Raw genomic sequence first — 25,988 nt, forward strand, 5'->3', positions numbered from 1 at the left:
CCTTCATCTACTCGTTCTTCGTCGAGTACTACGTGTCAGGGCTCACGGGGTCGGTGAAGGAGTAGCAGGGCGTTGCCTCAGCCACCCACCCAGCGCTCTTCCGAGGCCTTGAGGTGCGAGCGAATGGCCGACTGCGCGGCCAGCGGGTCACGCGCCTCCAGCGCGCGGTACACGGCTTCGTGCTCCTTCAGCGCGGTGTTCCAGGTGCGAGTGTTTTCGAAGCGCACGCTCAGGTGCGCCGAGATCGGGCTGTGGCGCTCGTCGAACAGCTCGGCCACCAGGCGCACCATCACCGAGTTGCCGCTCATCTCGGCGATCTGCAGATGAAACTGGCGGTCGTGCTCAAGCGGCGAGTGGCCGTGGGCAATCTGCGAGCGCATGCCTTCGATGCTCTCGCGCAAGCGCGACAGCGCTTCTGCGCTCACGTGCGCGCAGGCCAGCACGACCACGTCGCCTTCGAGTGCGGCGCGCGCCTGCATCAACTCCGTGGGGCTCTCGCCCATTGCAGCCGTGCCCTTGGCCGGGCGCTCGGGCGGGTTGCACACGTAGACGCCTGAGCCGCTGCGGATTTCGACGCTGGCCTCGATGTCGAGTGCAATCAGCGCCTCACGCAAGGAGGGCCTCGACACGCCCAGTTGCTGGGCGAGGTCGCGCTCGGCGGGCAGCTTGCTGCCGGGCTTGAACTCGCCGCGCTGGATCAGGTCGCGAATCTGGTCGGCGATCTGCTGGTACAGGCGGCGCGTTTCGATCGGCTTGAGCTGGGTGGGCGGGGTCAGGGCAGACGTGGGCACGGGGGAGGGTTCAAAAGTGGCCTGACCATGATACCTCAGGGTGCCAGCATGCAACCCTTGCATCGGCCAACGCGGGAGTGCGAGGGTCATACCTATGGAAAACACCTAAAAATGAGCACCGCTTCCTCGACGAATCAAGCGGGTTCGATTGTGATTTGGTAAGGCCAATCTAGTTTTATTGGTAAGGTGGCTTTACCAAAATACAAAGTCTGGCTAGCATCGACCGATTCGGTCAAAGGGGATCTCGTTGCCTGTTCAAGTCGTCCGCGCCATGCCAGAAGCCTCAGCCGAGATGCTGTTGCAGCTCGATGGCATCACCAAGCGCTTCTTCAACGTAGTCGCGCTCGATGGCGTGAGCCTGGAGTTGCGGCGCGGTGAAGTGCATGCCGTGTGCGGAGAAAACGGCGCTGGCAAATCGACCTTGATGAAAGTCATCAGCGGCCAGTTCGCCCCTGACGAAGGCACGTTGACCTACAAAGGGCAGGTACGGCGCTTCGGTTCCTCACACGAGGCCGAGGCTGCCGGCATTGCCATCATTCACCAGGAGCTGAACCTGGTGCCGCACCTGTCGGTGGCCGAGAACATCTACCTGGCCCGTGAGCCGCGCAAAGGCTGGTTCGTCGACCGCGCCCGGCTGCGCGCCGATGCCATGCGCTGCCTGCAACGCCTGGGCGTAGACATCCGGCCTGAAGCCATCGTGCGCACGCTCTCGGTGGCGCAGCGCCAAATGGTGGAGATTGCCAAGGCCTTGTCGCTCGATGCCGAGCTGCTGATCATGGACGAGCCCACCTCGTCGCTCACCGAATCAGAGACGGGCCAGCTCTTCAAGGTGATCCACGAGCTGCGGCGCAGCGGCGTGGGCATTCTCTACATCTCGCACCGCCTGGACGAGATGGCCGAGATCGTCGACCGCGTGACGGTACTGCGAGACGGCCGCTACATCGCCACCCATGACTTTGCCGACACCACGGTCGACGAGATCGTCGAGCGCATGGTCGGCCGCTCGCTGGAAGACAAGTTTCCGCGTGTCACCCGCGTGCCCACCGAAGAGGTGCTGCTGAAAGCGCACGGGCTGACGCGCAAAGACGTGTTCAACGACATAGGCTTCGAGCTGCGCCGCGGCGAGATTCTTGGCTTTGCCGGCCTGATGGGTGCCGGCCGCACCGAGGTCGCCCGGGCCATCTTCGGCGCCGACCCGCTCGACTCCGGCACGGTAAGCCTGGGCGAGCTGGCACTTTCCATCCAGTCGCCGCAAGACGCCATACGCCATGGCATTGCCTACTTGTCGGAAGACCGCAAGGCCCATGGCCTGGCGCTGAACATGACGATGGCCCACAACACCACGCTGGCCAACATGGCCGCGGTGTCCAGCCGCATGGGCTTCATCCGCTTCGCTGAAGAAGAGGCCGTGGCGCAACGCTATGTCGACGCGCTGTCGATCCGCACACCCTCTGTGCGGCAGATGGTGCGCAACCTCTCCGGCGGCAACCAGCAGAAAGTGGTGATCGGCAAGTGGCTGTTCCGCGATTCGCGCGTGCTTTTCTTCGATGAGCCCACGCGCGGCATCGACGTGGGCGCCAAGTTCGCCATCTACCAGTTGCTCGACGAGCTGGCCGCACAAGGCATAGGCGTGGTGCTGATCAGCTCCGAGCTGCCCGAGATCATGGGCATGACCGACCGCGTGGCCGTGTTCCACGAAGGCCGGCTCACCGCCGTCGTCAACACCCGCGAGACCTCGCAAGAAGAACTGATGCACCACGCCTCGGGGCGCGCCCGCCTCGAGAGCGTCATGCAGTGAAGTACCGAAGAAGAACATGAACGACCGACAAAAAGACTTGCTTCAAAAGTTTGCGGCGCTCGGCAGCCTGCTGATGCTGATGCTGGTGTTCTCGTTCGTCAGCGAGGCCTTCTTCTCCATGGGCAACGCGCTGACCGTGGCCTTGCAGGTGACTTCCATCGCCTACCTCGGCATCGGTGCCACCTGCGTGATCATCACTGGCGGCATTGACCTCTCGGTGGGCTCCATCTTGGCGCTCTCGGGCGTGGTGGCGGCGCTGGCCGTGAAGGCCGGCTGGCCGGTGCCGGCGGGCATGTTGGCGGGCCTGGTGGTCGGTGGGCTGTGCGGCCTGGTCAACGGCCTGTGCGTCACCAAGCTCAAGCTGCCGCCTTTCATCGCCACGCTGGGCATGATGCTGGTGGCGCGCGGCGTCGCCCTGCAGATCACTGAAGCCAAGGCCATCGGCGGCTTGGGCGACAGCTTCGCCGAGCTGGGCAATGGCTCGCTGTGGCGCGTGGTCCGTGACGGTGCCGACGGCTTCCCCGACGTCATCTTCCCCGGCATCCCATACCCAGTGCTGCTGATGGTGGTGCTGGCCATCGTGGTGGCGGTAATGCTCAACCGCAGCACGCTCGGGCGCCACCTCTACGCCGTGGGCTCCAACAGCGAAGCCGCGCGGCTCTCGGGCGTCAACGTGAGCCGCGTCACCGTGTTCGCCTATGTGCTGTCGGGCACCCTGGCCGGTCTTACTGGCTGCGTGCTGATGTCGCGCCTGGTCACGGCCCAGCCCAGTGAAGGCCTGATGTACGAGCTGGACGCGATTGCCGCGGCCGTGATCGGCGGCACCTCGCTCACGGGTGGCGTCGGCACCATCAGCGGCACGCTGATCGGCGCTTTCGTGATCGGCATCCTGCGCAACGGATTGAACATGGGCGGCGTGTCCGCCTTTGTGCAGCAAATCATCATCGGTCTGGTCATCCTGCTCACCGTATGGATCGACCAGATGCGCAATCGACGATGAAACCCCACCGGGCGACCACAGCCCGGCCCCCAGAAAGACTAGAGACAACTTTTCATTCACGCAAAGGATTTGAAATGAGCACCCTTCTGAAGACCCTGCTGGCCTCTGCGCTGGCCACCACCTTGAGCGTTGCGGCCGGTTCTGCCTCGGCCGCCGACAAAGAGATCGCCGTGATCGTCAAGACGGCGAACTCGGACTTCTGGCAGAACGTGAAGAAGGGCGCCAACGATGGCATCACAGGCGCCAAGGGCTACACCACCACCTTTCAGGGCGCGGCCTCCGACACCGACCTGGCCGGCCAGGTGGCGCTGGTAGAGAACGCCGTCAACCGCAAGGTGGCGGGCATCGTGCTGGCACCTTCCGACCCTGACGCGTTGATCCCGGCAATCAAGAAAGCCTGGGAAGCCAAGATCCCGGTGATCCTGATCGACTCGGCCGCGTCTGATGCGGGCAAGAAGTACTACCAGTCCTTCCTGGCCACCGACAACAAGACTGCCGGCGAGCTGTGCGCCAAGGCTTTGATCGCCAAGGTAGGCACCACCGGCAAGATCGCGATCATGTCGTACACCGCCGGCTCGGGCTCCGAGATCGGCCGCGTGGGCGGCTTCAAGGACTACATCGCCAAGCACTCCAAGCTGCAGATCGTCGGCCCGTTCTATTCGAATTCGCAGATGGGCACGGCGCTCAACCAGACCACCGACGTGCTGGCTGCCAATGCCGACCTGAAGGGCATCTTCGGCGCCAACGAACCCACCGCCATCGGCATGGGCCGCGCGCTGGTGCAGTCGGGCAAGGCTGGCAAGGTCGTGGCCATCGGCTTCGATGGCAACTCCGATTTGCAAGGCTTCATCAAGGACGGCACGCTTGAGGCCATCGCTGTGCAAAGTGCCTACCAGATGGGCGCCCTGGGCGTGAAGACCGCCATCGAAGCGTCGCAAGGCAAGAAGGTTCCTGCGTTCCTGGACACCGGCGTCGTGATGGTCACCAAAGACAACATCGACAAGCCCGAAGCCAAGAACGTTCTCTACTGAACTGAACCCCGACCGCAGAGAAGTGAGAGACAGGCATGAAGGTCACGGACAGCCGACGCCTCCCCCGGGTTGACTTGTCCGTGCCCGTCTTCGGCCTGGGCTGTGCCCAACTCGGCGGCCTGTTCCAGGCCAGTACGGCTGAGCAGGCCGCCGAGCTGGTGCAAGCCGCGTGGGCCGCCGGGGTGCGCTTCTTCGACACTGCGCCGTACTACGGCTACACGCTGTCGGAGCGCAGGCTCGGCGCTGAGCTGGCCGAGCGACCGCGCGACGATTTCATACTCAGTACCAAGGCCGGCCGGCTGATGCAGCCCGACGCCAGCGTGCGGCCCGGTGATGACGGCTTTGCAAACCCCTCGCCGTTCAGGCCGCAGTACGACTACAGCTTCGACGGCGTGATGCGTTCGCTAGAAGACAGCCTGCAGCGGCTGGGCCTGGCGCGCATCGACATCCTCTTCATCCACGACATCGGCCGCGTGACCCATGGCGAACTGCACGCAAGCCACTGGCGGCAGCTCACGCAGGGCGGCGGCTTTCGTGCGCTCGACCAGCTGCGCCGCGATGGTCGCGTGCGCGCGGTGGGCCTGGGTGTCAACGAGTGGCAGGCCGTGCACGAGGCGCTGCAAGAGTTCGACCTCGACATCAGCATGCTCGCCGGCCGCTACACCTTGTTGGAGCAGGCCAGACTGTCGCCACTGCTCGACGAGAGCGTCAAGCGCGGCCATGCCATCGTGGTGGCGGGGCCGTTCAACTCGGGCGTGCTGGCGGGCGGCGACACCTTCAACTACGGCAAGGCACCGCCTGAGGTGATGCTGCGTGTGCAGGCCCTGCAGGCCGTGTGCCGCGAGTTCGATGTGCCGTTGCCGGCAGCGGCGCTGCAATTTCCACTGGCCCACCCGGCAGTGGTGTCGTGCGTGGCCGGTGCGCACAGCGCGGCGCAACTGCAGCAGAACATCGCGTGGCTGCAGATGAGCTTGCCCGCTGCGTTCTGGGTCGCGTTGCGCAAGCGGGGGCTGGTCGACGAGCGTGCGCCCTTGCCGATCGCAGCGCCTGCCACGGCCTGACATGCAGCTGATCGATTCGCACCAGCACTTCTGGCGCCTGGCCGACCGCCAGGGCCAGTGGCCGCCGGCCACGCTGGGAGCGATTTACCGTGATTTCATGCCCGATGATTTGCTCCCGACCTTGCGCTGCTGCCGCGTCGACGGCACGGTGCTCGTGCAGTCACTGCCCACCGTGGCCGACACCATTTTCTTGCTGCAACAGGCCGACCACCACCCCTTTGTGCGCGGCGTGGTGGGGTGGGTCGAGCTGAAGGCCGCTGATGCCACTGCACAGATCGACAGGCTCGCACGCCACCCCCGTCTGAAAGGCCTGCGGCCGATGCTGCAAGACCTCGGTGACGATGGCTGGGTTGCCGACCCTGCGTTAGACCCCGCGGCCACCGCGATGTGCGGTCACGGCCTGTGTTTCGACGCGCTGGTGCTGCCGCGGCAACTTGGCGCGCTGACGTGGTTTGCGCGTCGCCACCCTCATCTGCCCATCGTCATCGACCATGCCGCCAAGCCCGCCATCACGACTGGGGAGTTTTCGCCCTGGCTAGATGACATGCGCTCACTCGCTGCCTTGCCCAACGTGCACTGCAAGCTTTCGGGCCTGCTCACCGAGGCCGGGCCCTACCCACATGCCCCGCGGGTGACGCCATATCTCGATGCGATCTACGCCCTCTTCGGCCCCAAGCGCCTGATGTGGGGCAGCGACTGGCCGGTGCTCAAGCTCGCCGACAGCTACGAGGCCTGGCTTGCGATGGCGCTGCGCTTTTGCGAAGCGCAAGACGGCTCTGGCGATGACACGCTGAGTGCCATCTTCGGCGGCAATGCACGCCGCTTCTACAAGCTCGATTAATACGACGAGACGACACACTCATGCAACGAATGGGAATGGTCATCGGCATCGCGCCGCAGCATATCGACGAATACACGCGCTTGCATGCCGGTGTGTGGCCGGCGGTGCTGGCGCGCATCCACCGCTCCAACATCCGCAACTACAGCATCTTTCTGCGCGAGCCCGAGAACCTGTTGTTCGGCTACTGGGAGTACCACGGCAGCGATTTCGAAGCCGACATGGCCGCCATTGCGGCCGATCCTGAAACCCAACGCTGGTGGAGCGTGTGCGGCCCCTGCCAGGTGCCGCTTGCTTCACGCCAACCCGGTGAACACTGGGCCTCGATGGCTTCGGTGTTTCATGTGAACTGATCAGAGGAGACCCATGCTCACCGTCATTTGCCAGACCCCCGGCACGCTGAGAGCCGAGGAACGCAGCCGCCCCGAGCGCGGCGCCGACGAGGTGCTGCTGCGCGTGAAGCGTGTCGGCGTCTGCGGCACCGACCTGCACATCTTCACCGGCGACCAGCCCTTTCTTGCCTACCCGCGCGTGATGGGCCACGAGTTTTCGGGTTTGGTCGAAGAGGCGCCCGCCGGCAGCGCCTTGCGCGCCGGCGACGCGGCCTTTGTGATGCCGTATCTGTCGTGCGGCCGTTGCATCGCCTGCCGCAGGGGCAAGACCAACTGCTGCGTCAACATCCAGGTGCTGGGCGTGCACCGCGACGGCGCCTTTACCGAGTACCTGAGCGTGCCGCAGCAGTTCGTGCACAAGGCCGAAGGCGTGTCGCTGGACCAGGCCGCGATGGTTGAGTTCTTGTCCATCGGCGCTCATGCCGTGCGGCGCGGCGACGTGCGTGCCAAGCAACGCGTGCTGGTGGTGGGGGCTGGGCCCATCGGCATGGCCGCGTTGATCTTCTCGCGCCTGCGCGGCGCCGAGGTCACCGCGCTCGACAAGCGCTGCGACCGGCTCGATTTCTGCCGCCAGCACCTGGGCGTGGCATCGGCGGTGCAGATCGGTGCTGACGATGAGTCCCAGCTGTCGGCACTGACCGATGGTGATTTCTTCGACGTGGTGTTCGATGCGACCGGCAACCCCAAGGCCATGGAGCGCGGCTTCAAGTTCATTGCCCACGGTGGTACCTACGTAATGGTCTCGGTGGTGCGCGACACCATCAGCTTCTCGGACCCAGAGTTCCACAAGCGCGAGGCCACGCTCGTGGGCAGCCGCAACGCCACGATGGAAGACTTCGAGACCGTGCTGACGGCGATGCGTGCCGGGCACATCCCCGATGCGGCCCTCAACACGCATCGCATGCCGCTGAGCCGCGTACCCACCGATTTCGCGACGCTGCTGGACCCGGCCAACGGCGTGGTCAAGGCGATCGTTGAATGCTGAAGGTTGGCGTGAGCTCAGAGATTCTTCAGTTCGGTACCAGTCGGTTCTTGCAAGCGCATGTGGACTTGTTCGTCTCGCAGGCGATGGCGAGCGGCCAGGCCCTGGGCGGCATTGCGGTCGTGCAGACCACGGGCAGCGCCGAGAGCGCAGCCCGTGTCGCGGCGCTGGCCGAGGGCAATGGGTACCCAGTGCGCATTCGCGGTGTACGCCGCGGCGCACCGATCGACGACACCGTGCATGGCGAGGCAGTACGCGAAGCCTTGAGCGCCGACGCGCAGTGGCCGCGCGTGCGCGAGCTGGCGTGCAGCGCGCAGGTGATCGTCTCGAACACTGGTGACAGCGGTTACCAGCTGGATGCGCGCGACGATGTCGGCTTGCTGGCCGATGCGGATCGCGTGCCGCACAGCTTCCCGGCCAAGCTCTTGGTGCTGCTGCATGCGCGCTGGCGCGAGCGACCCGAGGCGCCCTTGTCAATCTACCCCTGCGAGCTGATCTCGCGCAATGGCGACACCTTGCGCGGCATCGTGGCGCAGCTCGCGGGTCGGTGGGGGCAGCCGGCCGCGTTCAAGGCCTACCTGCAATCGCACTGCATGTGGGCCAATTCGCTGGTCGACCGCATCGTGTCGGAAGCGCTGCAGCCCATCGGTGCGGTGGCCGAGCCGTACGCCTTGTGGGCGATCGAGCGTCAGACCGGGCTGGTGCTGCCGTGCACGCACGAGGCCGTGCTGCTGACCGACGACCTGCCGCGCCATGAGCGGCTCAAGCTGTTGCTGCTGAACCTGGGCCACAGCTTCCTCGCCGAGCGCTGGCTGCGCTCGGGTGGCGCGAGCGACGAGACCGTGCTGCGGGCGATGAACCACCCGGTGCTGCGCGGCGAACTCGAAGCGCTGTGGGCCGACGAGGTGCTGCCTCTGTTCGATGCGCTGGGCCAGGGAGACGAGGCCCGTGACTACCTCATCGACTTGCGCGATCGCCTGCTCAACCCCTTTCTGGCACACCGCCTCGCCGACATCGCGCAGAACCACGAGCAGAAGAAGCAGCGCCGCTTCGCCCCCGCGGTGGCGCTGGCGCGCGAACTCAAGCTGCCGTTGGCACAAAAGCGCCTGCACGCGGCGCTGGAAAGCACTAACCTTGCGTGACCTCACCCTTGACTCTGTTCAGACAAGCCCATGAGTTTCGAACCCGCTCCCCTCATCTTGCTCAGCGACTCTGACAACGTCGCCGTGGCGCGCCATGAGATCCCTGCGGGCACGGCGCTTTCGGTTGGTGCTGAATGCGTCGTCAGCGAGAGCGTCATCCCCTCGGGCCACAAGATCGCGCTGCGTGCGATTCCCCAGGGCGAGGTGGTGCGCAAGTACGGCCAGGTGATCGGGCTGGCCACCGAGCCCATCGCCGCCGGCGCCCACGTGCACACGCACAACCTCGGCATGGGCGGCGACAGCCACGACCACCACATCGGCGCGAGCTACCAGCCGACGCCGAGCGCCGCATCGAACGCCAGCTTCATGGGCATCGTGCGGCACGATGGCCGCGTGGGCACGCGCAACTACCTGGGTGTGATCTCCAGCGTCAATTGCTCGGCCACGGTGTGCCGCTACATCGCTGAGGCCTTCAAGGGCGATGCGCTGCGTGACTACCCCATGGTCGACGGCGTGGTGGCCATCACCCACGGCAGCGGTTGCGGCATGGGCGGCAGCGGCGAGGGCATCGACCTCTTGCGCCGCACCTTGCGTGGCTATGCCGACCACCCCAACTTCGCTGGCGTGCTGGTCATCGGCCTGGGTTGCGAGGTCAACCAGATCGCGCCGCTGATCGACAGCCTGAGTGCACGCGAGCCGGGCCTTTTTGCCGGGCTCACGATTCAAGAAGAGGGCGGCACGCGCGAGGCGGTCGACCAGGGCATCGCGCTGCTGCGCGACATGCTGCCGCTGGCCAACGCGGTGTCGCGCAGTGCAGTGAGCGCGAGCCAACTCACGGTGGGTCTGCAGTGCGGTGGCTCTGATGGCTATTCGGGCATCAGCGCCAACCCCGCACTCGGCGCCGCGGTCGATCTGCTGGTGTCATACGGCGGCACGGCCATCTTGTCTGAGACGCCTGAAATCTACGGCGCCGAGCATCTGTTGACAGCGCGTGCCGCATCACCGGCCGTGGCCGACAAGCTGATGCAGCGTATTCACTGGTGGGAGGGCTACACCCAGCAGCACCACGGCGACATGAACAACAACCCCTCGCCGGGCAACAAGGCGGGCGGCATCACCACCATCCTCGAAAAGTCGCTGGGCGCCGTCGCCAAGGGCGGCAGCACTGGCCTGATGGCGGTGTACGAATATGCCGAGCCGGTGCGCACCCACGGCCTGGTGTTCATGGACACGCCGGGCTACGACCCGGTGTCGGCCACAGGCCAGGTGGCGGGCGGCGCCAACCTTATCTGCTTCACGACCGGCCGGGGCTCGACCTATGGCTGCAAGCCCACGCCCTCGCTCAAGATTGCGACCAACAACTCGTTGTTCAAACGCATGAGCATGGACATGGACTTCAACTGCGGCGAGATTGTCGAAGGTCGGCAGAGCGTGGCCGAGGCCGGCGCGGCGCTGTTCCAGTTGATGCTCGCCACCGCGTCGGGCAGCGCGACTTGCAGCGAGAAGCACGGCATGGGCGACAACGAGTTCGTGCCGTGGCAGCTGGGTGCGGTGATGTGATCCGTCGTTGACTCAGAGGAACGCAAGGGCGACGTCTTTTTGGACGCAAAGGTCGCCAAGGGAAGACGCAAAGGTCGCGAAGAAGGCGCCTAAGATTTTTCTTGGCGGCCTTTGCGTCAACTTTGCGACCTCTGCGTCCTCTTCACTCCCAGACCCGTCACGACAGCGCCCAGGCCATCGCCTCCCGAGGAATGATCGCCCCCAGGTGCTGGATTACCGTGCCGGCGAGCCGGTTGCCGAGCGCCGCGGCAGCAGCGATAGACCCGCCTTGCAGCCGCAGCGCCAGATAGCCCGCAGCGAACGAGTCGCCAGCCGCGGTCGTGTCCACAGGCTGCGCTACTCGTTCGACGGGTACTTCGATCACGGCATCACCCTTCACGCGTACCAGCGTCGGCGAAGCCCCGCGCTTGACCACCACCTCCGCACAAGGCAGCGCCAGTGCCTGCTGCAAGGTCTCGTCGGCCGAAGCCGTGCCGCGCAGCGCCGCCTCGTCATCGAGCGTGATGAGCGCGATGTCGGCCAGCGCATAGAGCCTGGCGAATGCGGCCTGGGCGCTCTCGCGGCTCGCCCACAAGCGCGGCCTGTAGTTGTTGTCGAAGATGATGCGTGCCCCTCGCTCACGCAGCCGCGCCAGCAGTGCCATCAGCCGCGGTGGAAGGTCTGGTCCCATGATCGCGAGGCTGATGCCGCTCAGGTACAGCACGTCGATGTGCTCGGCCTGTGCCTCCAGTGGCGACGGCGCGCCTTCAAAGTAAGCGCGCGCCGCGCTGCGCTCGCGCCAGTAGCTGAAGTGGCGCTCGCCATCGGCATCGGTGCGGATGCTGTACAGCCCGGTGCTGCGACCTGGCACCGGCCGCACCAAAGCGTTGCCTATGCCTTCGCCCTGCCACGCCTGCAACATGGGCTCAGCGAACATGTCGTCGCCAACCGCAGTGGCGTAGTCGATCTGCATCACATCGGCCGGCACCAGGCGACGCAGGTACACCGCCGTGTTGTAGGTGTCACCGGCAAAGCCTTGCGCGAGCACCCCAGGGGCTTGTTCGCGCAGTTCGATCATGCATTCGCCAAGGCAGGCGACGCGCGAAGAGGGCATGGGAATCGCTTGTTCTACTTGATGGCTTCGACGCGCTCGTAGAGCGATTTTGGCCAGGGGGCATCAGGGCTGGTCAAGGCCTTCTGTACCGCGGCAATGAAGGGGGCGCGGTCGACCTTCAGCACCGACACGCCACGCTTTTGAAAGTCGGTGACCAGACGGGTCTCGGCTTCCACGATGTCGTTGGTGGAGCGCGTGGACGCCTCCCACATCACGTCGGAGAAGAGTTTCTTGTCGGCGTCGGACAGCTTGGACCAAGTCGAGCTGCCGACGATGGTGAGCAGCGACTCGGTGATGTGCCCGGTCAGCATGATGTGTTTCTGTACCTCGTAAAACTTCTTGGCCTCGATGGTCGGCAGCGGGTTCTCCTGGCCGTCGACCGTGCCGTTCTGCAAGGCGAGGTAGACCTCGGCGAAGGCGATGGGTGTCGGGTTGGCGCCCACGGCCTTGGGGAACATCGTGAACAGCGGCGCATCGGGCACGCGCAGCTTCATGCCCTTCATGTCTTCGGGCTTGAGGATGGGCTTGTTGGCCGTCATGTGGCGCAGGCCGTAGTAGGTGTAGCCGACGATGTGGTGGCCGCCGCTCTTGGCTTCGTACTCGCCGGCCAGTTCCTTGAAGATGGGGCCGTTGCGAAAGGCTTGCCAGTGTGCGAAATCGCGAAAGATGAAGGGCCCCGCTGCGATGGAAAGTGGCGGGTAGGTGCGGCCCGCGAAGGCCGCGCCGGTGTAAATGATGTCCACCGTTCCCAACGTGAGGCCCTGGTTGATCTCGGTCTCCTTGCCCAGGGTGGAGGCAGGGAACACGTCGATCACGTAGCGGCCGGCGCTGCGCTTCTTGATTTCTTCGGCGGCCCACAGCGCTTGCTTGTGGAACGACTCGCCGATCTCGTAGACGTGCGCCCATTTGAGCTGGGTTTGCGCCCATGCGGCGGTGCTGCCGAGTGCCAGCAGCAGTGCGGTGGTGACGGTCTTGAGGCTCAGTCTCTTGGTGTTCATGCTTGTCTCCGGTGTGTGGTGTGTGGCTCGCAAGGCCACGATGATGAAGCTCAGCCCAGCAGGCGGGGCAGCCACAGCGAGATGGCTGGAACGAAGGTGACCAGCGCCAGCGAGAGCAACAACGGGATCAGCCAGGGCAGGATGGCCATCGTGGTTTGCTCCACCGACAGCTTGGCCACGCGCGCCAGCACGAACAGCACCAGGCCCATCGGTGGGTGCAGCAAGCCAATCATCAGGTTGAGCACCATCACCAGCCCGAAGTGGACTGGGTCGATGCCCAGGTGGTGCACGATGGGCAGCAAGACAGGCACGAGGATGGTGATGGCCGCGGTGGGCTCCAGGAAGCAGCCGACGAAGAGCATCAGTGCGTTGGCCAGCAGCAAGAACTTCCACGGTGCATCAGCGAAGGTGAGGATCCAGGTGGCGATCATTTCGGTGGTGCGCGTGGCGGTGAGCATCCAGCCGAAGATCGACGCAGCCGCCACGATCAGCAGCACGGTCGAGGTGGTCTCCACCGTGTCCATCGAGGCCTTGACGAACATCTTCCAGTTGAGCGTGCGATACCACAGCAGGCCGAGAAAGAGTGACCAGGCGCAGGCCGCGATGGCACCCTCGGTGGCGGTGAAGAGGCCGGTGGTCATGCCGCCGATCAGCAGCACCGGCGTCATGATGGGCAGCACGGCGTTGAAGCGAAACTTCCAGTCGGCCGCCAGCAGCAGGGCCAGGGTGAAAGGCACGGCGAGGGTCATGTTGGCACCTGCCTTGGCCGCCAGCCACAGGGCCGTCGGCGTAACCGCTACCAGGCCGAGTTCGATCAGCGCCTTGCGCACGCGCGGCCACTGCCACGCCACGTCGCGGCCCCAGCCTTTGCGGTGCGCGAACCAGGCCACGGTGAGCATCATCATGATCGTCATCACCAAGCCCGGCATCAGGCCGGCGAGAAACAGCGCACCCACAGACACGTTGGCAAACATGCCGTAGATCACGAAGGGCAGCGAGGGCGGGATGATGGGCCCGAGGGTGGCCGAAGCGGCTGTCACGCCGACCGCAAACTCGGCGTCGTAGCCGTGCTCGCGCATGGCTTTGATCTCGATGGTGCCCAAGCCGGCCGCATCGGCGACGGCCGTGCCGCTCATGCCGGCGAAGACCACCGAGCCGACGATGTTCACGTGGCCCAGCCCCCCGCGCAGCCAGCCCACCAGGGCGAGCGCAAAGTTGTAGATGCGCGTGGTGATGCCCGCGCTGTTCATCAGGTTGCCGGCGAAGATGAAGAAGGGCACGGCCAGCAGCGGGAAGCTGTCGATGCCACTGACCATGCGGTGGATCACCACGAAGGGTGGCGGGTTGCCGGTGGCGACCACGTACACCAGGGCCGCGCCGGCCATCGCAATGGCGACCGGGATGCCGGCGCCCATCATCGCGAGAAACAGCAACTTGAAGGCAGCGGCGTTCATGGCAGCTCCGCCAGCTCGGGCTGTTCGAGCACCGAGGCGCCACGTTTCCAGTTGGCGATGGCCACGTCGACCGCACGCCAGGTCATGAGCGCAAAGCCCAGCATCACCGCGCCGTACACCAGGCCCATGGGCAGCTCGACCACGGCCATGCGGCTGCCGCCGATCTTCATGATGAGCTGGCCGGTCATGGCCACGCAGGCGATGAAGAAGCTGATGCGCACCGCGTCGACCAAAGTCGACATCACCCGCATCAGGCGGTGCGGCAGCACGCGGTAGAAGTAGTCGATCTGGATGTGGTTGTTCTTGCGCACGCCGACGGCCGCGCCAATGAAGACCGTGCCGATGAGGAAGTAGCGCGCGATCTCTTCAGTCCAGGCGGCCGAGTCGTTGAGCGCGTAGCGGGTGAAGAATTGATAGAAGACGATCAGGCCGAGGGCCCAGAACAAGGCCACGGCAAGCCAGTCTTCAACTCTGTACTGCGAGAGGTCGATGGCTTCGTCGTGGATCTCGAATTCGCCTTGCGCATTCAAGAGCGGTGTTGCGGCGCTCGGCGTGGTGGCGGGTGAACTCATGCACTTTCTCCTGAGTGCCAGTTGGAGGCGAACCGCAATTCGGCGTTCTTCATGTGGCGGCGCATGGCATTGCGCGCCGCGATGCCGTCGCGCGAGACGATGGCGTTGAGGATCTCGGCGTGTTCGTCCACCGCCTGGCGCCAGATCTTTTTGCCGGAGAAGTGCGATTCAAGCTGCATGTAGAGCGGGCCGCGGCGCGCGTCCCACAGCTGGCGCGTGACCATCACCAGCGCACTGTTGGCGCTGGCCTCGGCGATGGTGAGGTGAAAGCGCTGGTCGGCTTCGAGCGAGATTTCGTTGTGCGAGGGCGCGCTGCGCATGTCGTCGAGGGCGCGCTTCATGCCGGCCAGTTGCTCCGGCGTGGCATGGGTGGCAGCGAGGTTGGCGCATTCGGATTCGACGACCCAGCGGGCGCGTATCAGGTCGAAAGGGCCTGGCAGCGGGGCGAGCGGGTCGACGAGCGCACTGCGACGGTGCTGCAGCACGAACACGCCGGCGCCGCCGCGCACCTCGACCACGCCCTCCACTTCCAGCGCGATCAGCGCTTCGCGCACCGAAGGGCGGCTGACGCCGAGCTGCGTCGCCAGGTCGCGTTCGGCAGGCAGGCGGGTGCCGGGCGGGTAGTCGCCGCTGCCGATCATCTGCATCAACTGGTCTGCAATGTGGCGGTAGAGGCGGCGGTTGTCCATCGATTGCAAGGGCGTGAGGCGGTTGTGAAATTGGTCTTACCAATTCAGCATTGCAGCGATTCAAAAAAACTCCAACAGGGTTTCTGCCAATGAAAGAATTGCTGAAGGCGCTTGTAAATTGGTCTGACCATGGTTCAAATCGGCGCACCTTTCGGAGACCCTTGATGAGCGCTTCCACGCCTGGCCGCCTGCACGGCAAGACCGCCTTGATCACCGCTGCCGGGCAGGGCATCGGCCGTGCCACCGTCGAGGCCTATGTGCGCGAAGGCGCGCGCGTCATCGGCGCCGACATCAACGTCGATCTGCTGGCGCAACTGGCTCGCGACACTGGCTGCGAAACACGCGTGATCGACGTCACAGATGCAGATGCCGTGCGCGATGCGGTGGCCGCCATCGGCCCGCTGCAGGTGCTCTTCAACGGCGCCGGCTATGTGCACGCCGGCACCATCCTCGATTGCGACGAGGCGGCGTGGGACTTCTCGTTCAACCTCAACGTGCGCTCGATGTACCGGCTGATCCGCGCCGTGCTGCCGGGCATGCTCACGCAAGGTGGCGGCTCGATCATCAACGTGGCCTCGGTGGCCAGCAGCATCAAGGGCGCGCCCAACCGCTTCGTCTACGGCACCACCAAGGCCGCCGTGATAGGCCTCACCAAATCGGTGGCTGCCGACTTCGTGAGCCGTGGCATTCGCTGCAACGCCATTTGCCCGGGCACGGTCGAGTCGCCCTCTCTGCGGCAGCGCATCGAGGCCCAGGCCCAGGCCGGTGGGCAGACCCTCGCGCAGGTCGAAGCCGCCTTCGTGGCTCGCCAGCCGGTGGGCCGCATCGGTCGCGCGAGCGAGATCGCGGCCCTGGCGGTGTACCTCGGCAGCGACGAATCGGCTTTCACGACCGGCACCTCGCAGGTCATAGACGGCGGCTGGTCCAACTGATCTTTCACAGCGAGAAGTACTTCCCATGAAGTTGATGCGACATGGCGCCAAGGGCGCCGAGAAACCTGCGCTCGTCGATGCGCAAGGCCAGGTACGAGACTTGTCGGGCGTGCTGCCCGACATCACCGCCGAGACCTTGACGCCTGCTGCGCTGCGGCGCCTGCAAGACATCGACGTGGGCCGCTTGCCCCTTGTGGCGCAACCCGGGCGCGCCGCGCCACCGTGGCGCGGCATGGGCAAGTTCATTTGCGTGGGCTTGAACTACGCCGACCACGCCGCCGAATCGGGCGTGCCGGTGCCGAGCGAGCCGGTGCTGTTCCTGAAAGCCACCAGCTCGCTCATCGGCTGCAACGACCCGGTGGTGCTGCCCCAGGGCTCGCTGAAGAGCGACTGGGAGGTGGAGCTGGGTGTGGTCATCGGCAGCGTCGCCCGCTACGTCAGCGAGGCAGATGCGTTGAAGCACGTGGCCGGCTACTGCGTGGTCAACGATTTGTCGGAGCGTGAGTACCAGCTCGAACGCGGTGGCACCTGGGACAAGGGCAAGGGTTGCGACACCTTCGGCCCCGTGGGCCCGTGGATGGTCACTGCCGACGAGGTGCCTGACCCGCAGGCGCTGGGCATGTGGCTGGAGGTCAACGGCAAGCGCTACCAGAATGGCAGCAGCTCGACCATGGTGTTCGGTGTGGCTCAGCTCGTGAGCTACATCAGCCGCTTCATGACGCTATACCCCGGTGACCTCATCAGCACGGGCACGCCGCCCGGTGTGGGGCTGGGACAGAAGCCCCCGCTGTATCTGAAGGCGGGTGACGAGATCCGCCTCGGCATCGAAGGCCTGGGCCAGCAGCACCAGCGCGTCTACGCTTGGGACCCGGTCTTGATCGACGGGTGACGGGTGACGGGTGACGGGTGACGGCTGACGGCTGACGGCTGACGGCTGACGGCTGACGGTGCGCGGGCAGTGTGCCTTCAACGCCGGCTGCCCAGCGACCCGAGCCAGTCGCAGCGCAGCAGGCCCGCAAGGTGCAGCCAGCGCCGCAGCAGCACGTACAGCGTGGGCGTCATGCAGAGCAGCAAGCAGCCCAGCATCGCGCCCGGCCACCACAGGATCAGCGCGGCCGGCTCGCCCATCCAGCCCGCCACCCACGCGGTCAGCACGCCGTCCCAGGCGTGGTACTCGATCGGGCTTTCGCGCTTGTGCGTCTCGTGCCAGAGCTTGACGGCATGAAGCTGGCTCAGCGTCACGGCGCACCTATTCGTCGAGCGTGGCCAGCTGGCGTGCCAGCGATTTTTCGTTGAACAACCATTGGCCGGGCAGCAGGCGCAGGCCTTTGTCGCTGGGCCACACCAAGGCTGGCACGCCTTGCACACCGATCGATTTCATGACGCGGCGCGCCCGCTCCATGCGCTTGGCCGTGAGGCTCGGCAACTGCGGGTCGGCCATGCGCGTGAGCCAGGTTTCGGGCTCTTCGCCCACCGATGCGGCCAGCGCCTGGGCGATCACCTCTTGGTCTGTGATGTCGCGGCCGGCCACGAAGCGCTCGCGCTGCAGGGCGTGCAGCGCATCGAGCTCGCGCAGCACGTTCCACTTCGACACTGCCGTGAGCGCCTGCGTGGCAGGGCCGCTGTCGAAGGGCAGCTCGGGATTGCGCAGTACCTTGCGTCGGTACATGTCGCTGAAGCGTTGGCCGCTCATGGCGGCAATGCGCGCGTCGGTTGCTTCGATGTGCTGGCCGAGCTCTTTGTCGACGCGCTTGTCGGGGTCACCCGCAAAAAGGCCGCTGGGCACCGGTTCGACGATGCACCCGCCCAGGTCGGCCAAGCCGTGGATGGCGGGCATGGCGCCGTAGCACCAGCCGCACATCGGGTCGTAGAGGTAGATCAGATGGTCGATCGCCATCCAGTCAGTATGCGACAGTGAAACGCCTCTTCAGGTGCCGGGGTGTTTCGATTTCGTCAACGATGGCCACCGCCAGGTCGGCCACCGAGATGCCGGCGGGCTGGTCGCCGGTCATCAGCACCTCGTCGCCGCCGATGCGGAACTTGCCGGTGCGCTCGCCCGGCGCCAGCATCACGGCGGGCGAGACGAAGCTCCAGTCGAGCGAAGTCTCTTCGCGGATCATGTTCAGTGCCGTGCGCGCGCCCAAGGCGCCTTCTTTCCACTCGGCGGGGAAATGCGGCGTGTCCACGCCCTGCACGCCCGGGGCCACGTACAGGCTGCCGGCGCCCCCCACCACCAGCAGGCGCTTGACCCCGCTGCGCTTCACGCCGTCGACGATGGCGCGGGTGCCTTGCACGAACAGCGCCTGGATTTGCGGCTCCTTCCAGCCCGGGTTGTAGGCACTGACCACGGCGTCTGCGCCTTCTACGGCCTGGGCCACCTGCCGGGCGTCCATCGCGTCGGCCGCGGCCACCGTCAGGTGCTCACGCGGGGCGTACCGGGCCGGGTTGCGGGCCAAGGCCGTCACGGTGTGGCTGCGCTGGAGCAGTTCTTCCAGCACCGCGGAACCCACGAAGCCGGTGCCGCCGATGAGTGCGATTTTCATGTCCATCTCCAATCAAGTTGCGATGGGGTGACGATATGAGCTTCACAATGGCAGCGGAAGTCTGTCAAATAGAACAAGATTCTTTAGCTGAACTTCACAATGGACGATCTGAAGCGGATGGCGGTGTTTGCCTCGGTGGTGCAGCACGGCTCTATGAGTGCGGCTGCGCGGGCCATGGGCATGAGCACCTCGGCCGTCAGCCAGCAGGTGCGGCTGCTGGAGCAGGCCAGTGGCGTGACGCTGCTGCACCGGTCTACCCGCAAGCTCACGCTCAGCGACGCCGGTGCGCGCTTCGCCGAGCACTGCGCGGCGCTGGTGGCCGCCGCCGCGCAAGCCCGGCAACAGCTGGTGCTGGCGCACGACGCCCCCACTGGCGAGCTGCGCATGTCGGCCCCGGTGGGCTTTGCGCGGCATGTGGCGCCGGCACTCGCACCGCTGCTGGCCGACCACCCTGCGCTCAAGCTGCGATTGTTGGTTGACGACGCCATGATCGACCTGATCGACGCCCGCATCGACCTGGCATTGCGCGTAGGCAACCTGCCCGATTCGAGCTGGGCCGCGCAGCGCCTGTGCGCCGTCGAAGGCATGCTTTGCGCTTCGCCCGACTATCTGCGTCGCCACGGCACGCCTGAATCGCCTGCGCAGTTGCTGCAACACCAGTGGCTGGTGGGCTCGCGCGACGGCTCGGCGCTTCGCTTCGACCTGCAAGGCCCTGGTGGCGAACGCGAGGCGGTGCGCGTGGAGGCGCGCGTTGCCAGCAACAACCAGCTCAGCCTGGAGCAGATGTGCATTGCCGGCCTCGGCCTGGGCCTGATGGTGCATCTCGACGTGTACGAAGACCTGCAAGCCGGCCGGCTGCAGCGAGTGCTGCCGGTTTGGCAGCTGACGCCGATGCCGGTGTGGGCCGTCACGCCCCAGCGCGGCAACCAGCCGGCCAAGGTGCGGCACGCCATCGCGGCTTTGCGGAGCTACCTGAGTGTTGCGCCGGGCGCGCTCTGAACAGACCCGATTCAACTTGTCGTGCGCGCGATGCACGACATCTGGTACCGCGAAGCCCGCAGCTCAGCCCGGCAGCGTACCCGGCAACAGAATGCGGCGGTCGACGTTGCGTATGTCGGTGTGGCCGCAAAACGCCATCGTCACGTCGAGTTCTTTGGCGATGAGCTCCAGGCACTGGGTGACACCGGCTTCACCCATCGCGCCCAGGCCGTAAAGAAACGAGCGACCGATCAGCGTGCCGCGCGCGCCCAGCGCCACCGCTTTCAGCACGTCTTGGCCAGAGCGTATGCCGCCGTCCATCCACACCTCGATGCGCGAGCCCACTTCTTGCGCGATGGAGGGCAGGGCCGAGATGGACGAAGGTGCGCCGTCGAGCTGGCGCCCGCCGTGGTTGGACACGATCATGGCGTCGGCCCCGCTGTCGGCGGCGCGGCGCGCGTCTTCGGCGTCCATGATGCCTTTGAGGATGAGCTTGCCGCCCCATCGCTTCTTGATCCACTCGACGTCGCTCCAGTTGAGCTTGGGGTCGAATTGCTCGCGCGTCCAGGCGCCCAGCGAGGTCACGTCGCTCACGCCTTTTGCGTGGCCGATGAGGTTGCCAAAGCTGTGGCGGCGCGTGCGCGCCATGCCCAGGCACCAACGCGGCTTGGTCATCAGGTTGAGGATGTTGGCCAGAGTGGGCTTGGGCGGTGTGGTGAGGCCGTTCTTGATGTCTTTGTGACGCTGGCCCAGCACCTGCAGGTCGAGCGTGAGCATGAGCGCCGACACGCCGGCGGCTTTGGCGCGGTCCATCAGCCTGTCCATGAAATCGCGGTCGCGCATCCAGTAGAGCTGAAACCAAAATGGCGCCGTTGTGTGTGCGCGTATGTCTTCGATCGAGCAGATGCTCATGGTCGACAGCGTGAACGGAACGCCGAATTTTTCAGCCGCGCGCGCTGCCAAAATTTCGCCATCGGCATGCTGCATGCCGGTGAGGCCGGTAGGCGCTATGGCCACAGGCATCGCCACCGCCTGCCCGGCCATGGTGGTCTTGAGCGTGCGGTTCTCCATGTTGACCGCCACGCGCTGGCGCAGCAGGATCTTCTGAAAATCGCTCTCGTTGGCGCGGTAGGTGCCTTCGGTCCACGAGCCGGAGTCGGCGTAGTCGTAGAACATGCGCGGCACTCGCCGCTGGGCGAGCAGGCGCAGGTCTTCGATGCAGGTAATGCGGGTCACGACAGCCCGCCGTCAGACCGGTACGTCGAACGATCCCCCGAGGGGATGCTGGCCGGCTTGGGAGCGGCCCGGCGCCCGTGCCGTGCGGCGCTCACCCGCGGCGGCGCCGGGGCACGAAGTTGAGCTGGGTGCTCGCCTTGACCGGCGTGGCGCTCACCTGCACGGGCACCACTGCCTGGTCTTGCAGCTGGTCGGGGTGCCACAGGGTGACTTGGGTTGCGCCATCGGGCACGCCCTCAATGGTGGCCACGCCGTTGCTGTCGGTCTTGGCGAACCAGGGCGTGTCGGCCACGTAAACCTGGCCGCGCATGGAGCCGTGGAGGTGGCAGCCAAGACCGATCGGGCCGGCGGTGTCGACCTTCACGTCAGCCGTGGACGTGCCCGAGCGCTTCTTGGCCGGGCCACTGGGGTAGGCGTCGGTGCCGCCACGCGCTTCGGCTATGGCGTCGGCATCGAGCCGCAGCTCGAAGGTCTTGGCCGGTGTGATGCTGCCCAGCGGGCCGCTGGGCTGCGAGCGCACGTGGTGGTCGTAGCTGTCTTTGTTGACGAAGCGCAGCGTGCTGCCCACCGGCACGACGGTCAGGAAGGGCACGAAGCGCGAGCTCTCTTGCACGATGATCACGGGCTTGCCCGCCGGGCTGGGCGCGGTCTTCACGGTCTGCTGAACGAGCACGACCACGTCGGCGGCGGGCTTGCCGTCTTTGTCGGTGACGGTGAGTTGCACAGTGCCAGCGTGAGCCCAGCCGGCGCCCAGGGCCAGCACCAGTGCGGCCACGGAAGAGGTGTGTTTGTTCATCGCGGAATGATAGGCGTGTAGGGGGGGGCCGTGAAGGTGGTGCTCACGGGGTGTTGACGATATCGCGGTGCATGGGGGCGAGCTTGGCCAGCAGCTGGTTCTGGGTGCTGAAGGCAATGCCTTGCGCGTCCATGCTTTGCTGCAGCACTTCGACCAAGGCGTTGAAGTTGCTCTTGGTGATGTCCATGCCGGCATGGGCTTTCTTCATGTCGGGGCCTTTGAGCTTGCAGGGGCCGCCCGAGACTTCGCAGAACTGCGCCACGAGCTGGGCCTTCACGTGCTTGTGGTCCACGTCTTTGAAGAACGGGCCCATGCGCGAGTCGGCGAGCAGCCGCGTCATGAAGTCGTCCATCAGCGCGGTGAGGCCGGGCTGGGCTCCTAGCTTTTGGTAGAGGCTGTCGTCGGTGGCTTGTGCGTGGGCGCTGCCGGCAAAGAGGGCGATGCAGACGGCGAGGCTGCGAAAGAGGGTGGTGAGGTGTTTCATGTGTAGCTCCAATTCAGAAGGCGATCTGGGCCGACAGGTAGGTGCCGGTCTGGCGGCGCGTGGCAACCCCCGGCACGATCTTGCCCAGGTCGACATAGGCCGCGGTGAGCGAGAAGTACTTGCTCGGCGCCCAGGCGATGAACAGGTCGGCCCAATCGTCTTCTTTCAGCGCGCCGGCGCCTAAGCCGCTGAAGTCGCGGAAGTTGTCGGGCTTGGCGCGGTACTCGGCGCCGATGGCGATGCGCTTGCTGAGCAGCCAGGCCACCGATACCTCGGGCTGCAGGCTGTAGCCGCTGTGGTCGGTGGCGCCAAAGCCAAGCAGGCCGTTTTGGTTGGCCTTGGTGGCGCGCAGGGTGCCGTTGACCAGGATGCCCGGTGCCAGGAACAGCTTGGTCGCGCTCACGTAGATGTCGGTGCCGCTGTCTTTGGCGCCGAGCGCGGTGAGCGTGCTGGCCAAGCGATCGGGGTGAGCCTTCTTTTGCTGCAGGCCCACAGCGATCTGCGGCATCCAGCTGTCGCTGTCGAGCACCGCATCGCCCGCCACGCGCAGCTTCAGGCCGAAGATGTCTTGCTTCAGGCGCAGGCCGTCGAGGCCGAGCGCGGGGCCCACCGGGCCGGTGTCGAAGTCTTGCCGTGCAAACGACACCTCGACGCGGTCACCGTAGCTGAGGGCCACGCCGTAGTCGTTGAGCGCGAAATCTTTGGTCTTCACCCGCGTGGCGAAGGCCGAGCCGCCAACCTCGCCTTCGGTGGCGTAGCCGCCGGTCACCGCCCATGGCGTGAGGCCGCCACCGGCCGCGCCGTCGATGCTGCTCACCCCACCCGTTAGCAAGAGCTTGCCGCTGTGAGTGCTGGGCGTGGTTTGCGCCAGGGCTGGCGCCATGGCCAGGGGCAAGGTGCAAACCAGCGCTTGCAGTGCTGTGCGGGAGGATCGGAAAGACATGCGCGTTCTCCTGAGTCGTGTTTATGGGTCTCAGCTTTGTTTTACGCCGTGTCGCAAAGCTTGGATGCGTTCAACGCGCAGGGCCGCGAAAGAGCGGTGCGTTGCGTGAAGAAGTTGGCACACAGAGGGTCAAACCTCGGGCGGTGCGGCGTCAAACAAGGGCATTGGGGCATGGTACGCAGCCGCTGGCTCTTGCGCCACCAGTGGGGGGTCGAGTGCCTGGTGCGGGTCGAGCAGGTCGGCGAGCTTGGCCAGCTTGCCTGCGCGCACGCCCAAAAGGCGCAGCCGGCGCGTCAGGTCGACCCGCTTCAGGCATTCGCCCGCGGCCCGGCGGATGCTGCGTGCGTCCATGGTGTGGGCCGGCAGGGTGAGGTCGCGGGTGACGATCTTGAAGTCGTCGAAGCGCAGCTTGATGCCGATGGTCTTGCTGGCGTAGCCCTTGCGCGAGAGGTCACCGGCCAGCGCTATGCACAGCTCGGTGAAGATCTCGCTCAATACATTGCGGTCGCGCACGGCGTGCAGGTCGCGCTCGAAGGTGGTCTCGCGGCTGATCGACACCGGCTCGCTGTAGGTGACCACCGGCCGCTCGTCTCGCCCGTGCGCCGCTTCGTGCAGCCAGGCGCCGTAGCTCTTGCCGAAATTGGCGACCAGAAACACCGGGTCGGCCGCGGCGATGTCTCCCACGGTGTGCAGGCCGAAGCTGGCCAGCTTCTCGGTGGCCTTGGGGCCTATGCCGTTCACCTTCTTGGCCGCCAACGGCCAGATGCGTGCGGGGATTTCGTCGTAGCCGAGCAGCGTCAGCCCGTTGGGCTTGTCGAGCTCGGAGCACAGCTTGGAGAGCAGCTTGTTGGGTGTGACGCCCACCGAGCAGGTGAGGCCGGTGGCCTTGCGCACCGCGTCTTTCAAGGCCTGGCCAGCCGCTCGGCCTTGGTCTTGCTGCGCCCCGGGGTGGTCGGTGAGGTCGATGTAGATCTCGTCGATGCCGCGGTCTTCCACCACGGGTGCGATGTTGCGCACGGCGGCCTTGAAGAGGCGCGAGTACTTGCGGTATTCCTCAAAATCGACCGGCAGCAACACGGCGTCGGGTGCGAGCAGTGCCGCCTTCATCGTGCCCATGGCCGAGAACACGCCGAGCGCACGCGCTTCATAGGTGCTGGTGGTGAGCACGCCACGGCCGGTGTAGTCGCGCAGCCGGGCGTAGCGCCGTGTGCCATCGGGCAGCAGCACGGGCCGGCTGTCACCTCCACCGCCAATGGCCACCGGCAGGCCCTTCAGGTCGGGATAGCGCAGCAGCTCGACCGACGCATAGAAGGCGTCCATGTCGAGGTGGGCGATCAGGCGCTGAGAGGGCGGGTCCATGGGAGGCGGCAAGCAGGCTGTATGTTCATAAGGCGAGTTTGTCTAGTCCCAGTTCGACGCAATGACTGGATGCCCATCCAGTACTCTACGATGCCTGCGCCGACTTGGGTAGAGGGGCACGACTTCTCATAGGTGTCAGGTCAGTCCGCGGCGCCTTGCCCGGGAGCTCGGCTTACCATGCCGCCATGCCCTACACCGCCCACTGCCTGTGCGAAGGCGTCGCGTTTCAGATCACCGGCAAGCTGGCGCCCATCCAGGTTTGCCATTGCTCGCAATGCCGCCGCGCCCAGGGTTCGGCGTTTGCCACCAACATGCCCGTTGCGCGCGCCAGCTTTCAGCTCGACCGAGGTGCCGAGCTGCTGACCGAATACGAATCGTCGCCGGGAAAGAAGCGCGCTTTCTGCAGCCGTTGCGGCTCTCCGGTGTACAGCCGGCGCGATGCGCAGCCCGAGACGCTGCGCGTTCGCGTGGGCCTCATCAACGAGCAATTGCCGGTGCGGCCCATGGCGCATTTCTGCACCGCATCGAAGGCCAATTGGTGGCCCATCGATGACGACCTGCCGCAATTTCCAGATGCCTTCGTTCCGCCCAAGACATGAGCACCGTACGCCACATCGGCCTGGTGGGTGACTACAACCCCGCCGTGCCCGCCCACCAAGCCATCCCGATGGCATTGCAGCTGGCGGCCAATGCCCTGGCCGTCGACATCGAGCACGAATGGGTGCCCACCGAAGAGATCGTCGATGCGTCTCGCGTGATCCCATTTGACGCGCTGTGGTGCGTGCCCGCCAGCCCTTACCGAAGCATGGACGGCGCCTTGTGCGCCATCGAGTTCGCCCGCCAGCACCTGCGCCCATTTCTCGGCACCTGCGGCGGCTTCCAGCATGCCGTGATCGAGTACGCGCGCAACGCAATGGGCTGGGCCGATGCCGAGCATGCCGAGACCTCGCCCGATGCGGCTCGAGCCGTGATCACGCCCTTGGCCTGCGCGCTGGTCGAGGCTTCGGGCGTGGTGCGCTTTCGTCCTCGATCGCGCATTGCCGCGGCGTATGGCGTGGCCGAGGCGGCCGAGGGCTACCACTGCCGCTACGGCCTCAACCCCGATTTCAGGGCGGCCTTGGCCTCGGGGCCGCTGCGCGTCACCGCCGAAGACGAGGCCGGCGACGTGCGCGCGATCGAGTTGGACGACCACCCTTTCTTCGTGGCCACGCTGTTCCAGCCCGAGCGCGCCGCGCTACGCGGGCGCTTGCCCCCGCTGGTGAACGCCCTGGTGCGGGCCGTCTCGGCGCGCGCGCCGGTGCGGTCGTCGGGCTGAA

The 25,988-nt window shown here is 65.8% G+C and carries 28 protein-coding genes; 14 read left to right on the plus strand and 14 right to left on the minus strand.

The annotated features are described in order from the left end of the window. Positions 1 to 77: 77 nt before the first annotated feature. Positions 78 to 791 (minus strand): FadR/GntR family transcriptional regulator, encoded by a 714-nt coding sequence (locus AC30QB_RS22855; RefSeq protein WP_489548584.1) that lies wholly within the window; start codon positions 789 to 791, stop codon positions 78 to 80. Between the two features lie 271 nt (positions 792 to 1,062). On the opposite strand from AC30QB_RS22855, the gene AC30QB_RS22860 reads away from it, so the two are divergent. The 9 genes from AC30QB_RS22860 to AC30QB_RS22900 all read left to right on the plus strand — a co-directional run bounded on the left by AC30QB_RS22860 (position 1,063) and on the right by AC30QB_RS22900 (position 10,595). Beyond that, on the plus strand, positions 1,063 to 2,589 hold the full coding sequence (locus AC30QB_RS22860; RefSeq protein ID WP_489548585.1) for a sugar ABC transporter ATP-binding protein: 1,527 nt from the start codon (positions 1,063 to 1,065) through the stop codon (positions 2,587 to 2,589). A gap of 16 nt (positions 2,590 to 2,605) precedes the next feature. Continuing rightward, positions 2,606 to 3,589: an ABC transporter permease gene (locus tag AC30QB_RS22865; RefSeq protein WP_489548586.1), complete on the plus strand. Its 984-nt coding sequence runs from the start codon at positions 2,606 to 2,608 to the stop codon at positions 3,587 to 3,589. Positions 3,590 to 3,663: 74 nt separating this feature from the next. Beyond that, the gene (locus AC30QB_RS22870) at positions 3,664 to 4,620 is read left to right on the plus strand and encodes an ABC transporter substrate-binding protein (protein WP_489548587.1); all 957 of its coding nucleotides are present in this window, start codon (positions 3,664 to 3,666) and stop codon (positions 4,618 to 4,620) included. A gap of 35 nt (positions 4,621 to 4,655) precedes the next feature. Then, positions 4,656 to 5,681, plus strand: coding sequence for an aldo/keto reductase (locus AC30QB_RS22875; RefSeq protein WP_489548588.1), 1,026 nt, complete (start codon positions 4,656 to 4,658; stop codon positions 5,679 to 5,681). Between the two features lies 1 nt (position 5,682). Next, on the plus strand, positions 5,683 to 6,522 hold the full coding sequence (locus tag AC30QB_RS22880) for an amidohydrolase family protein (protein ID WP_489548589.1): 840 nt from the start codon (positions 5,683 to 5,685) through the stop codon (positions 6,520 to 6,522). Between the two features lie 20 nt (positions 6,523 to 6,542). Next, positions 6,543 to 6,872, plus strand: coding sequence for an L-rhamnose mutarotase (locus AC30QB_RS22885; RefSeq protein WP_489548590.1), 330 nt, complete (start codon positions 6,543 to 6,545; stop codon positions 6,870 to 6,872). A 13-nt stretch (positions 6,873 to 6,885) separates the two neighbouring features. Further along, positions 6,886 to 7,896: a zinc-binding alcohol dehydrogenase family protein gene (locus tag AC30QB_RS22890; RefSeq protein WP_489548591.1), complete on the plus strand. Its 1,011-nt coding sequence runs from the start codon at positions 6,886 to 6,888 to the stop codon at positions 7,894 to 7,896. An 8-nt stretch (positions 7,897 to 7,904) separates the two neighbouring features. Next, on the plus strand, positions 7,905 to 9,035 hold the full coding sequence (locus AC30QB_RS22895; protein WP_489548636.1) for a mannitol dehydrogenase family protein: 1,131 nt from the start codon (positions 7,905 to 7,907) through the stop codon (positions 9,033 to 9,035). A gap of 30 nt (positions 9,036 to 9,065) precedes the next feature. Further along, positions 9,066 to 10,595 (plus strand): UxaA family hydrolase, encoded by a 1,530-nt coding sequence (locus AC30QB_RS22900; RefSeq protein WP_489548592.1) that lies wholly within the window; start codon positions 9,066 to 9,068, stop codon positions 10,593 to 10,595. 157 nt (positions 10,596 to 10,752) lie between these two features. Here the strand turns inward: AC30QB_RS22900 and AC30QB_RS22905 are convergent, their stop codons facing one another. Genes AC30QB_RS22905 through AC30QB_RS22925 form a run of 5 tightly spaced genes read right to left on the minus strand, consistent with a single transcriptional unit; the run spans position 10,753 to position 15,401 of the window. After that, on the minus strand, positions 10,753 to 11,688 hold the full coding sequence (locus AC30QB_RS22905) for a sugar kinase (protein WP_489548593.1): 936 nt from the start codon (positions 11,686 to 11,688) through the stop codon (positions 10,753 to 10,755). A gap of 14 nt (positions 11,689 to 11,702) precedes the next feature. Beyond that, on the minus strand, positions 11,703 to 12,686 hold the full coding sequence (locus AC30QB_RS22910) for a sialic acid TRAP transporter substrate-binding protein SiaP (RefSeq protein ID WP_489548594.1): 984 nt from the start codon (positions 12,684 to 12,686) through the stop codon (positions 11,703 to 11,705). A gap of 50 nt (positions 12,687 to 12,736) precedes the next feature. After that, positions 12,737 to 14,140, minus strand: coding sequence for a TRAP transporter large permease (locus tag AC30QB_RS22915; RefSeq protein WP_489548595.1), 1,404 nt, complete (start codon positions 14,138 to 14,140; stop codon positions 12,737 to 12,739). After that, on the minus strand, positions 14,137 to 14,712 hold the full coding sequence (locus AC30QB_RS22920; protein WP_489548596.1) for a TRAP transporter small permease: 576 nt from the start codon (positions 14,710 to 14,712) through the stop codon (positions 14,137 to 14,139). The genes AC30QB_RS22915 and AC30QB_RS22920 overlap by 4 nt, the downstream gene beginning before the upstream one ends. Further along, positions 14,709 to 15,401, minus strand: coding sequence for a FadR/GntR family transcriptional regulator (locus tag AC30QB_RS22925; RefSeq protein ID WP_489548597.1), 693 nt, complete (start codon positions 15,399 to 15,401; stop codon positions 14,709 to 14,711). Before AC30QB_RS22925 ends, AC30QB_RS22920 begins: the two co-directional genes overlap by 4 nt. Positions 15,402 to 15,565: 164 nt before the next feature. Here AC30QB_RS22925 and AC30QB_RS22930 point away from each other — a divergent pair, with 164 nt between their 5' ends. Together AC30QB_RS22930 and AC30QB_RS22935 are read left to right on the plus strand one after the other, a co-directional pair. Then, complete coding sequence (locus AC30QB_RS22930) at positions 15,566 to 16,333, plus strand: SDR family oxidoreductase (RefSeq protein WP_489548598.1); 768 nt, start codon at positions 15,566 to 15,568, stop codon at positions 16,331 to 16,333. A 25-nt stretch (positions 16,334 to 16,358) separates the two neighbouring features. Next, entirely contained in the window at positions 16,359 to 17,222 is an 864-nt protein-coding gene (locus AC30QB_RS22935) for a fumarylacetoacetate hydrolase family protein (protein WP_489548599.1), read from the plus strand. A gap of 77 nt (positions 17,223 to 17,299) precedes the next feature. Here the strand turns inward: AC30QB_RS22935 and AC30QB_RS22940 are convergent, their stop codons facing one another. Genes AC30QB_RS22940 through AC30QB_RS22950 form a run of 3 tightly spaced genes read right to left on the minus strand, consistent with a single transcriptional unit; the run spans position 17,300 to position 18,876 of the window. Further along, positions 17,300 to 17,575: a hypothetical protein gene (locus AC30QB_RS22940; RefSeq protein WP_489548600.1), complete on the minus strand. Its 276-nt coding sequence runs from the start codon at positions 17,573 to 17,575 to the stop codon at positions 17,300 to 17,302. A gap of 7 nt (positions 17,576 to 17,582) precedes the next feature. Continuing rightward, the gene (locus AC30QB_RS22945; protein ID WP_489548601.1) at positions 17,583 to 18,230 is read right to left on the minus strand and encodes a DsbA family protein; all 648 of its coding nucleotides are present in this window, start codon (positions 18,228 to 18,230) and stop codon (positions 17,583 to 17,585) included. A 4-nt stretch (positions 18,231 to 18,234) separates the two neighbouring features. Further along, positions 18,235 to 18,876 (minus strand): NAD(P)-dependent oxidoreductase, encoded by a 642-nt coding sequence (locus AC30QB_RS22950; RefSeq protein WP_489548602.1) that lies wholly within the window; start codon positions 18,874 to 18,876, stop codon positions 18,235 to 18,237. A 99-nt stretch (positions 18,877 to 18,975) separates the two neighbouring features. Here AC30QB_RS22950 and AC30QB_RS22955 point away from each other — a divergent pair, with 99 nt between their 5' ends. Next, complete coding sequence (locus AC30QB_RS22955; protein WP_489548603.1) at positions 18,976 to 19,875, plus strand: LysR family transcriptional regulator; 900 nt, start codon at positions 18,976 to 18,978, stop codon at positions 19,873 to 19,875. Between the two features lie 63 nt (positions 19,876 to 19,938). On the opposite strand, the gene AC30QB_RS22960 is transcribed toward AC30QB_RS22955, so the two are convergent. From AC30QB_RS22960 to AC30QB_RS22980, 5 genes are all read right to left on the minus strand, one after another. Then, positions 19,939 to 21,090 (minus strand): alpha-hydroxy acid oxidase, encoded by a 1,152-nt coding sequence (locus AC30QB_RS22960; RefSeq protein WP_489548604.1) that lies wholly within the window; start codon positions 21,088 to 21,090, stop codon positions 19,939 to 19,941. Positions 21,091 to 21,181: 91 nt separating this feature from the next. Continuing rightward, positions 21,182 to 21,886 carry a cupredoxin domain-containing protein gene (locus AC30QB_RS22965; RefSeq protein WP_489548605.1) on the minus strand — a complete coding sequence of 235 codons (705 nt, stop codon included), beginning with the start codon at positions 21,884 to 21,886 and terminating at the stop codon, positions 21,182 to 21,184. Between the two features lie 43 nt (positions 21,887 to 21,929). Beyond that, complete coding sequence (locus tag AC30QB_RS22970; protein WP_489548606.1) at positions 21,930 to 22,370, minus strand: group I truncated hemoglobin; 441 nt, start codon at positions 22,368 to 22,370, stop codon at positions 21,930 to 21,932. Positions 22,371 to 22,383: 13 nt separating this feature from the next. Next, positions 22,384 to 23,313 carry a DUF3034 family protein gene (locus AC30QB_RS22975; protein WP_489548607.1) on the minus strand — a complete coding sequence of 310 codons (930 nt, stop codon included), beginning with the start codon at positions 23,311 to 23,313 and terminating at the stop codon, positions 22,384 to 22,386. 129 nt (positions 23,314 to 23,442) lie between these two features. Then, entirely contained in the window at positions 23,443 to 24,672 is a 1,230-nt protein-coding gene (locus AC30QB_RS22980) for a DNA polymerase Y family protein (protein WP_489548608.1), read from the minus strand. Positions 24,673 to 24,857: 185 nt separating this feature from the next. Here AC30QB_RS22980 and AC30QB_RS22985 point away from each other — a divergent pair, with 185 nt between their 5' ends. Then, positions 24,858 to 25,271: a GFA family protein gene (locus AC30QB_RS22985; RefSeq protein WP_489548609.1), complete on the plus strand. Its 414-nt coding sequence runs from the start codon at positions 24,858 to 24,860 to the stop codon at positions 25,269 to 25,271. Continuing rightward, positions 25,268 to 25,987, plus strand: coding sequence for a CTP synthase C-terminal region-related (seleno)protein (locus AC30QB_RS22990; protein WP_489548610.1), 720 nt, complete (start codon positions 25,268 to 25,270; stop codon positions 25,985 to 25,987). The genes AC30QB_RS22985 and AC30QB_RS22990 overlap by 4 nt, the downstream gene beginning before the upstream one ends. Position 25,988 lies beyond the last annotated feature (1 nt).

The organism is Rhizobacter sp. (assembly GCF_046595475.1).
In the GTDB taxonomy this organism is placed as follows: domain Bacteria; phylum Pseudomonadota; class Gammaproteobacteria; order Burkholderiales; family Burkholderiaceae_C; genus Rhizobacter.

Excerpts from the sequence above, each read along its gene's own strand:
- AC30QB_RS22920 (WP_489548596.1), bottom strand. The coding sequence starts at position 14,712 with ATGAGTTCACCCGCCACCACGCCGAGCGCCGCAACACCGCTCTTGAAT.
- AC30QB_RS22970 (WP_489548606.1), bottom strand. The coding sequence starts at position 22,370 with ATGAAACACCTCACCACCCTCTTTCGCAGCCTCGCCGTCTGCATCGCC.
- AC30QB_RS22980 (WP_489548608.1), bottom strand. The coding sequence starts at position 24,672 with ATGGACCCGCCCTCTCAGCGCCTGATCGCCCACCTCGACATGGACGCC.
- AC30QB_RS22965 (WP_489548605.1), bottom strand. The coding sequence starts at position 21,886 with ATGAACAAACACACCTCTTCCGTGGCCGCACTGGTGCTGGCCCTGGGC.
- AC30QB_RS22955 (WP_489548603.1), top strand. The coding sequence starts at position 18,976 with ATGGACGATCTGAAGCGGATGGCGGTGTTTGCCTCGGTGGTGCAGCAC.
- AC30QB_RS22975 (WP_489548607.1), bottom strand. The coding sequence starts at position 23,313 with ATGTCTTTCCGATCCTCCCGCACAGCACTGCAAGCGCTGGTTTGCACC.
- AC30QB_RS22910 (WP_489548594.1), bottom strand. The coding sequence starts at position 12,686 with ATGAACACCAAGAGACTGAGCCTCAAGACCGTCACCACCGCACTGCTG.
- AC30QB_RS22985 (WP_489548609.1), top strand. The coding sequence starts at position 24,858 with ATGCCCTACACCGCCCACTGCCTGTGCGAAGGCGTCGCGTTTCAGATC.
- AC30QB_RS22880 (WP_489548589.1), top strand. The coding sequence starts at position 5,683 with ATGCAGCTGATCGATTCGCACCAGCACTTCTGGCGCCTGGCCGACCGC.
- AC30QB_RS22875 (WP_489548588.1), top strand. The coding sequence starts at position 4,656 with ATGAAGGTCACGGACAGCCGACGCCTCCCCCGGGTTGACTTGTCCGTG.
- AC30QB_RS22990 (WP_489548610.1), top strand. The coding sequence starts at position 25,268 with ATGAGCACCGTACGCCACATCGGCCTGGTGGGTGACTACAACCCCGCC.
- AC30QB_RS22890 (WP_489548591.1), top strand. The coding sequence starts at position 6,886 with ATGCTCACCGTCATTTGCCAGACCCCCGGCACGCTGAGAGCCGAGGAA.
- AC30QB_RS22885 (WP_489548590.1), top strand. The coding sequence starts at position 6,543 with ATGCAACGAATGGGAATGGTCATCGGCATCGCGCCGCAGCATATCGAC.
- AC30QB_RS22870 (WP_489548587.1), top strand. The coding sequence starts at position 3,664 with ATGAGCACCCTTCTGAAGACCCTGCTGGCCTCTGCGCTGGCCACCACC.
- AC30QB_RS22925 (WP_489548597.1), bottom strand. The coding sequence starts at position 15,401 with ATGGACAACCGCCGCCTCTACCGCCACATTGCAGACCAGTTGATGCAG.
- AC30QB_RS22945 (WP_489548601.1), bottom strand. The coding sequence starts at position 18,230 with ATGGCGATCGACCATCTGATCTACCTCTACGACCCGATGTGCGGCTGG.
- AC30QB_RS22860 (WP_489548585.1), top strand. The coding sequence starts at position 1,063 with ATGCCAGAAGCCTCAGCCGAGATGCTGTTGCAGCTCGATGGCATCACC.
- AC30QB_RS22915 (WP_489548595.1), bottom strand. The coding sequence starts at position 14,140 with ATGAACGCCGCTGCCTTCAAGTTGCTGTTTCTCGCGATGATGGGCGCC.
- AC30QB_RS22865 (WP_489548586.1), top strand. The coding sequence starts at position 2,606 with ATGAACGACCGACAAAAAGACTTGCTTCAAAAGTTTGCGGCGCTCGGC.
- AC30QB_RS22935 (WP_489548599.1), top strand. The coding sequence starts at position 16,359 with ATGAAGTTGATGCGACATGGCGCCAAGGGCGCCGAGAAACCTGCGCTC.
- AC30QB_RS22900 (WP_489548592.1), top strand. The coding sequence starts at position 9,066 with ATGAGTTTCGAACCCGCTCCCCTCATCTTGCTCAGCGACTCTGACAAC.
- AC30QB_RS22930 (WP_489548598.1), top strand. The coding sequence starts at position 15,566 with ATGAGCGCTTCCACGCCTGGCCGCCTGCACGGCAAGACCGCCTTGATC.
- AC30QB_RS22950 (WP_489548602.1), bottom strand. The coding sequence starts at position 18,876 with ATGAAAATCGCACTCATCGGCGGCACCGGCTTCGTGGGTTCCGCGGTG.
- AC30QB_RS22905 (WP_489548593.1), bottom strand. The coding sequence starts at position 11,688 with ATGCCCTCTTCGCGCGTCGCCTGCCTTGGCGAATGCATGATCGAACTG.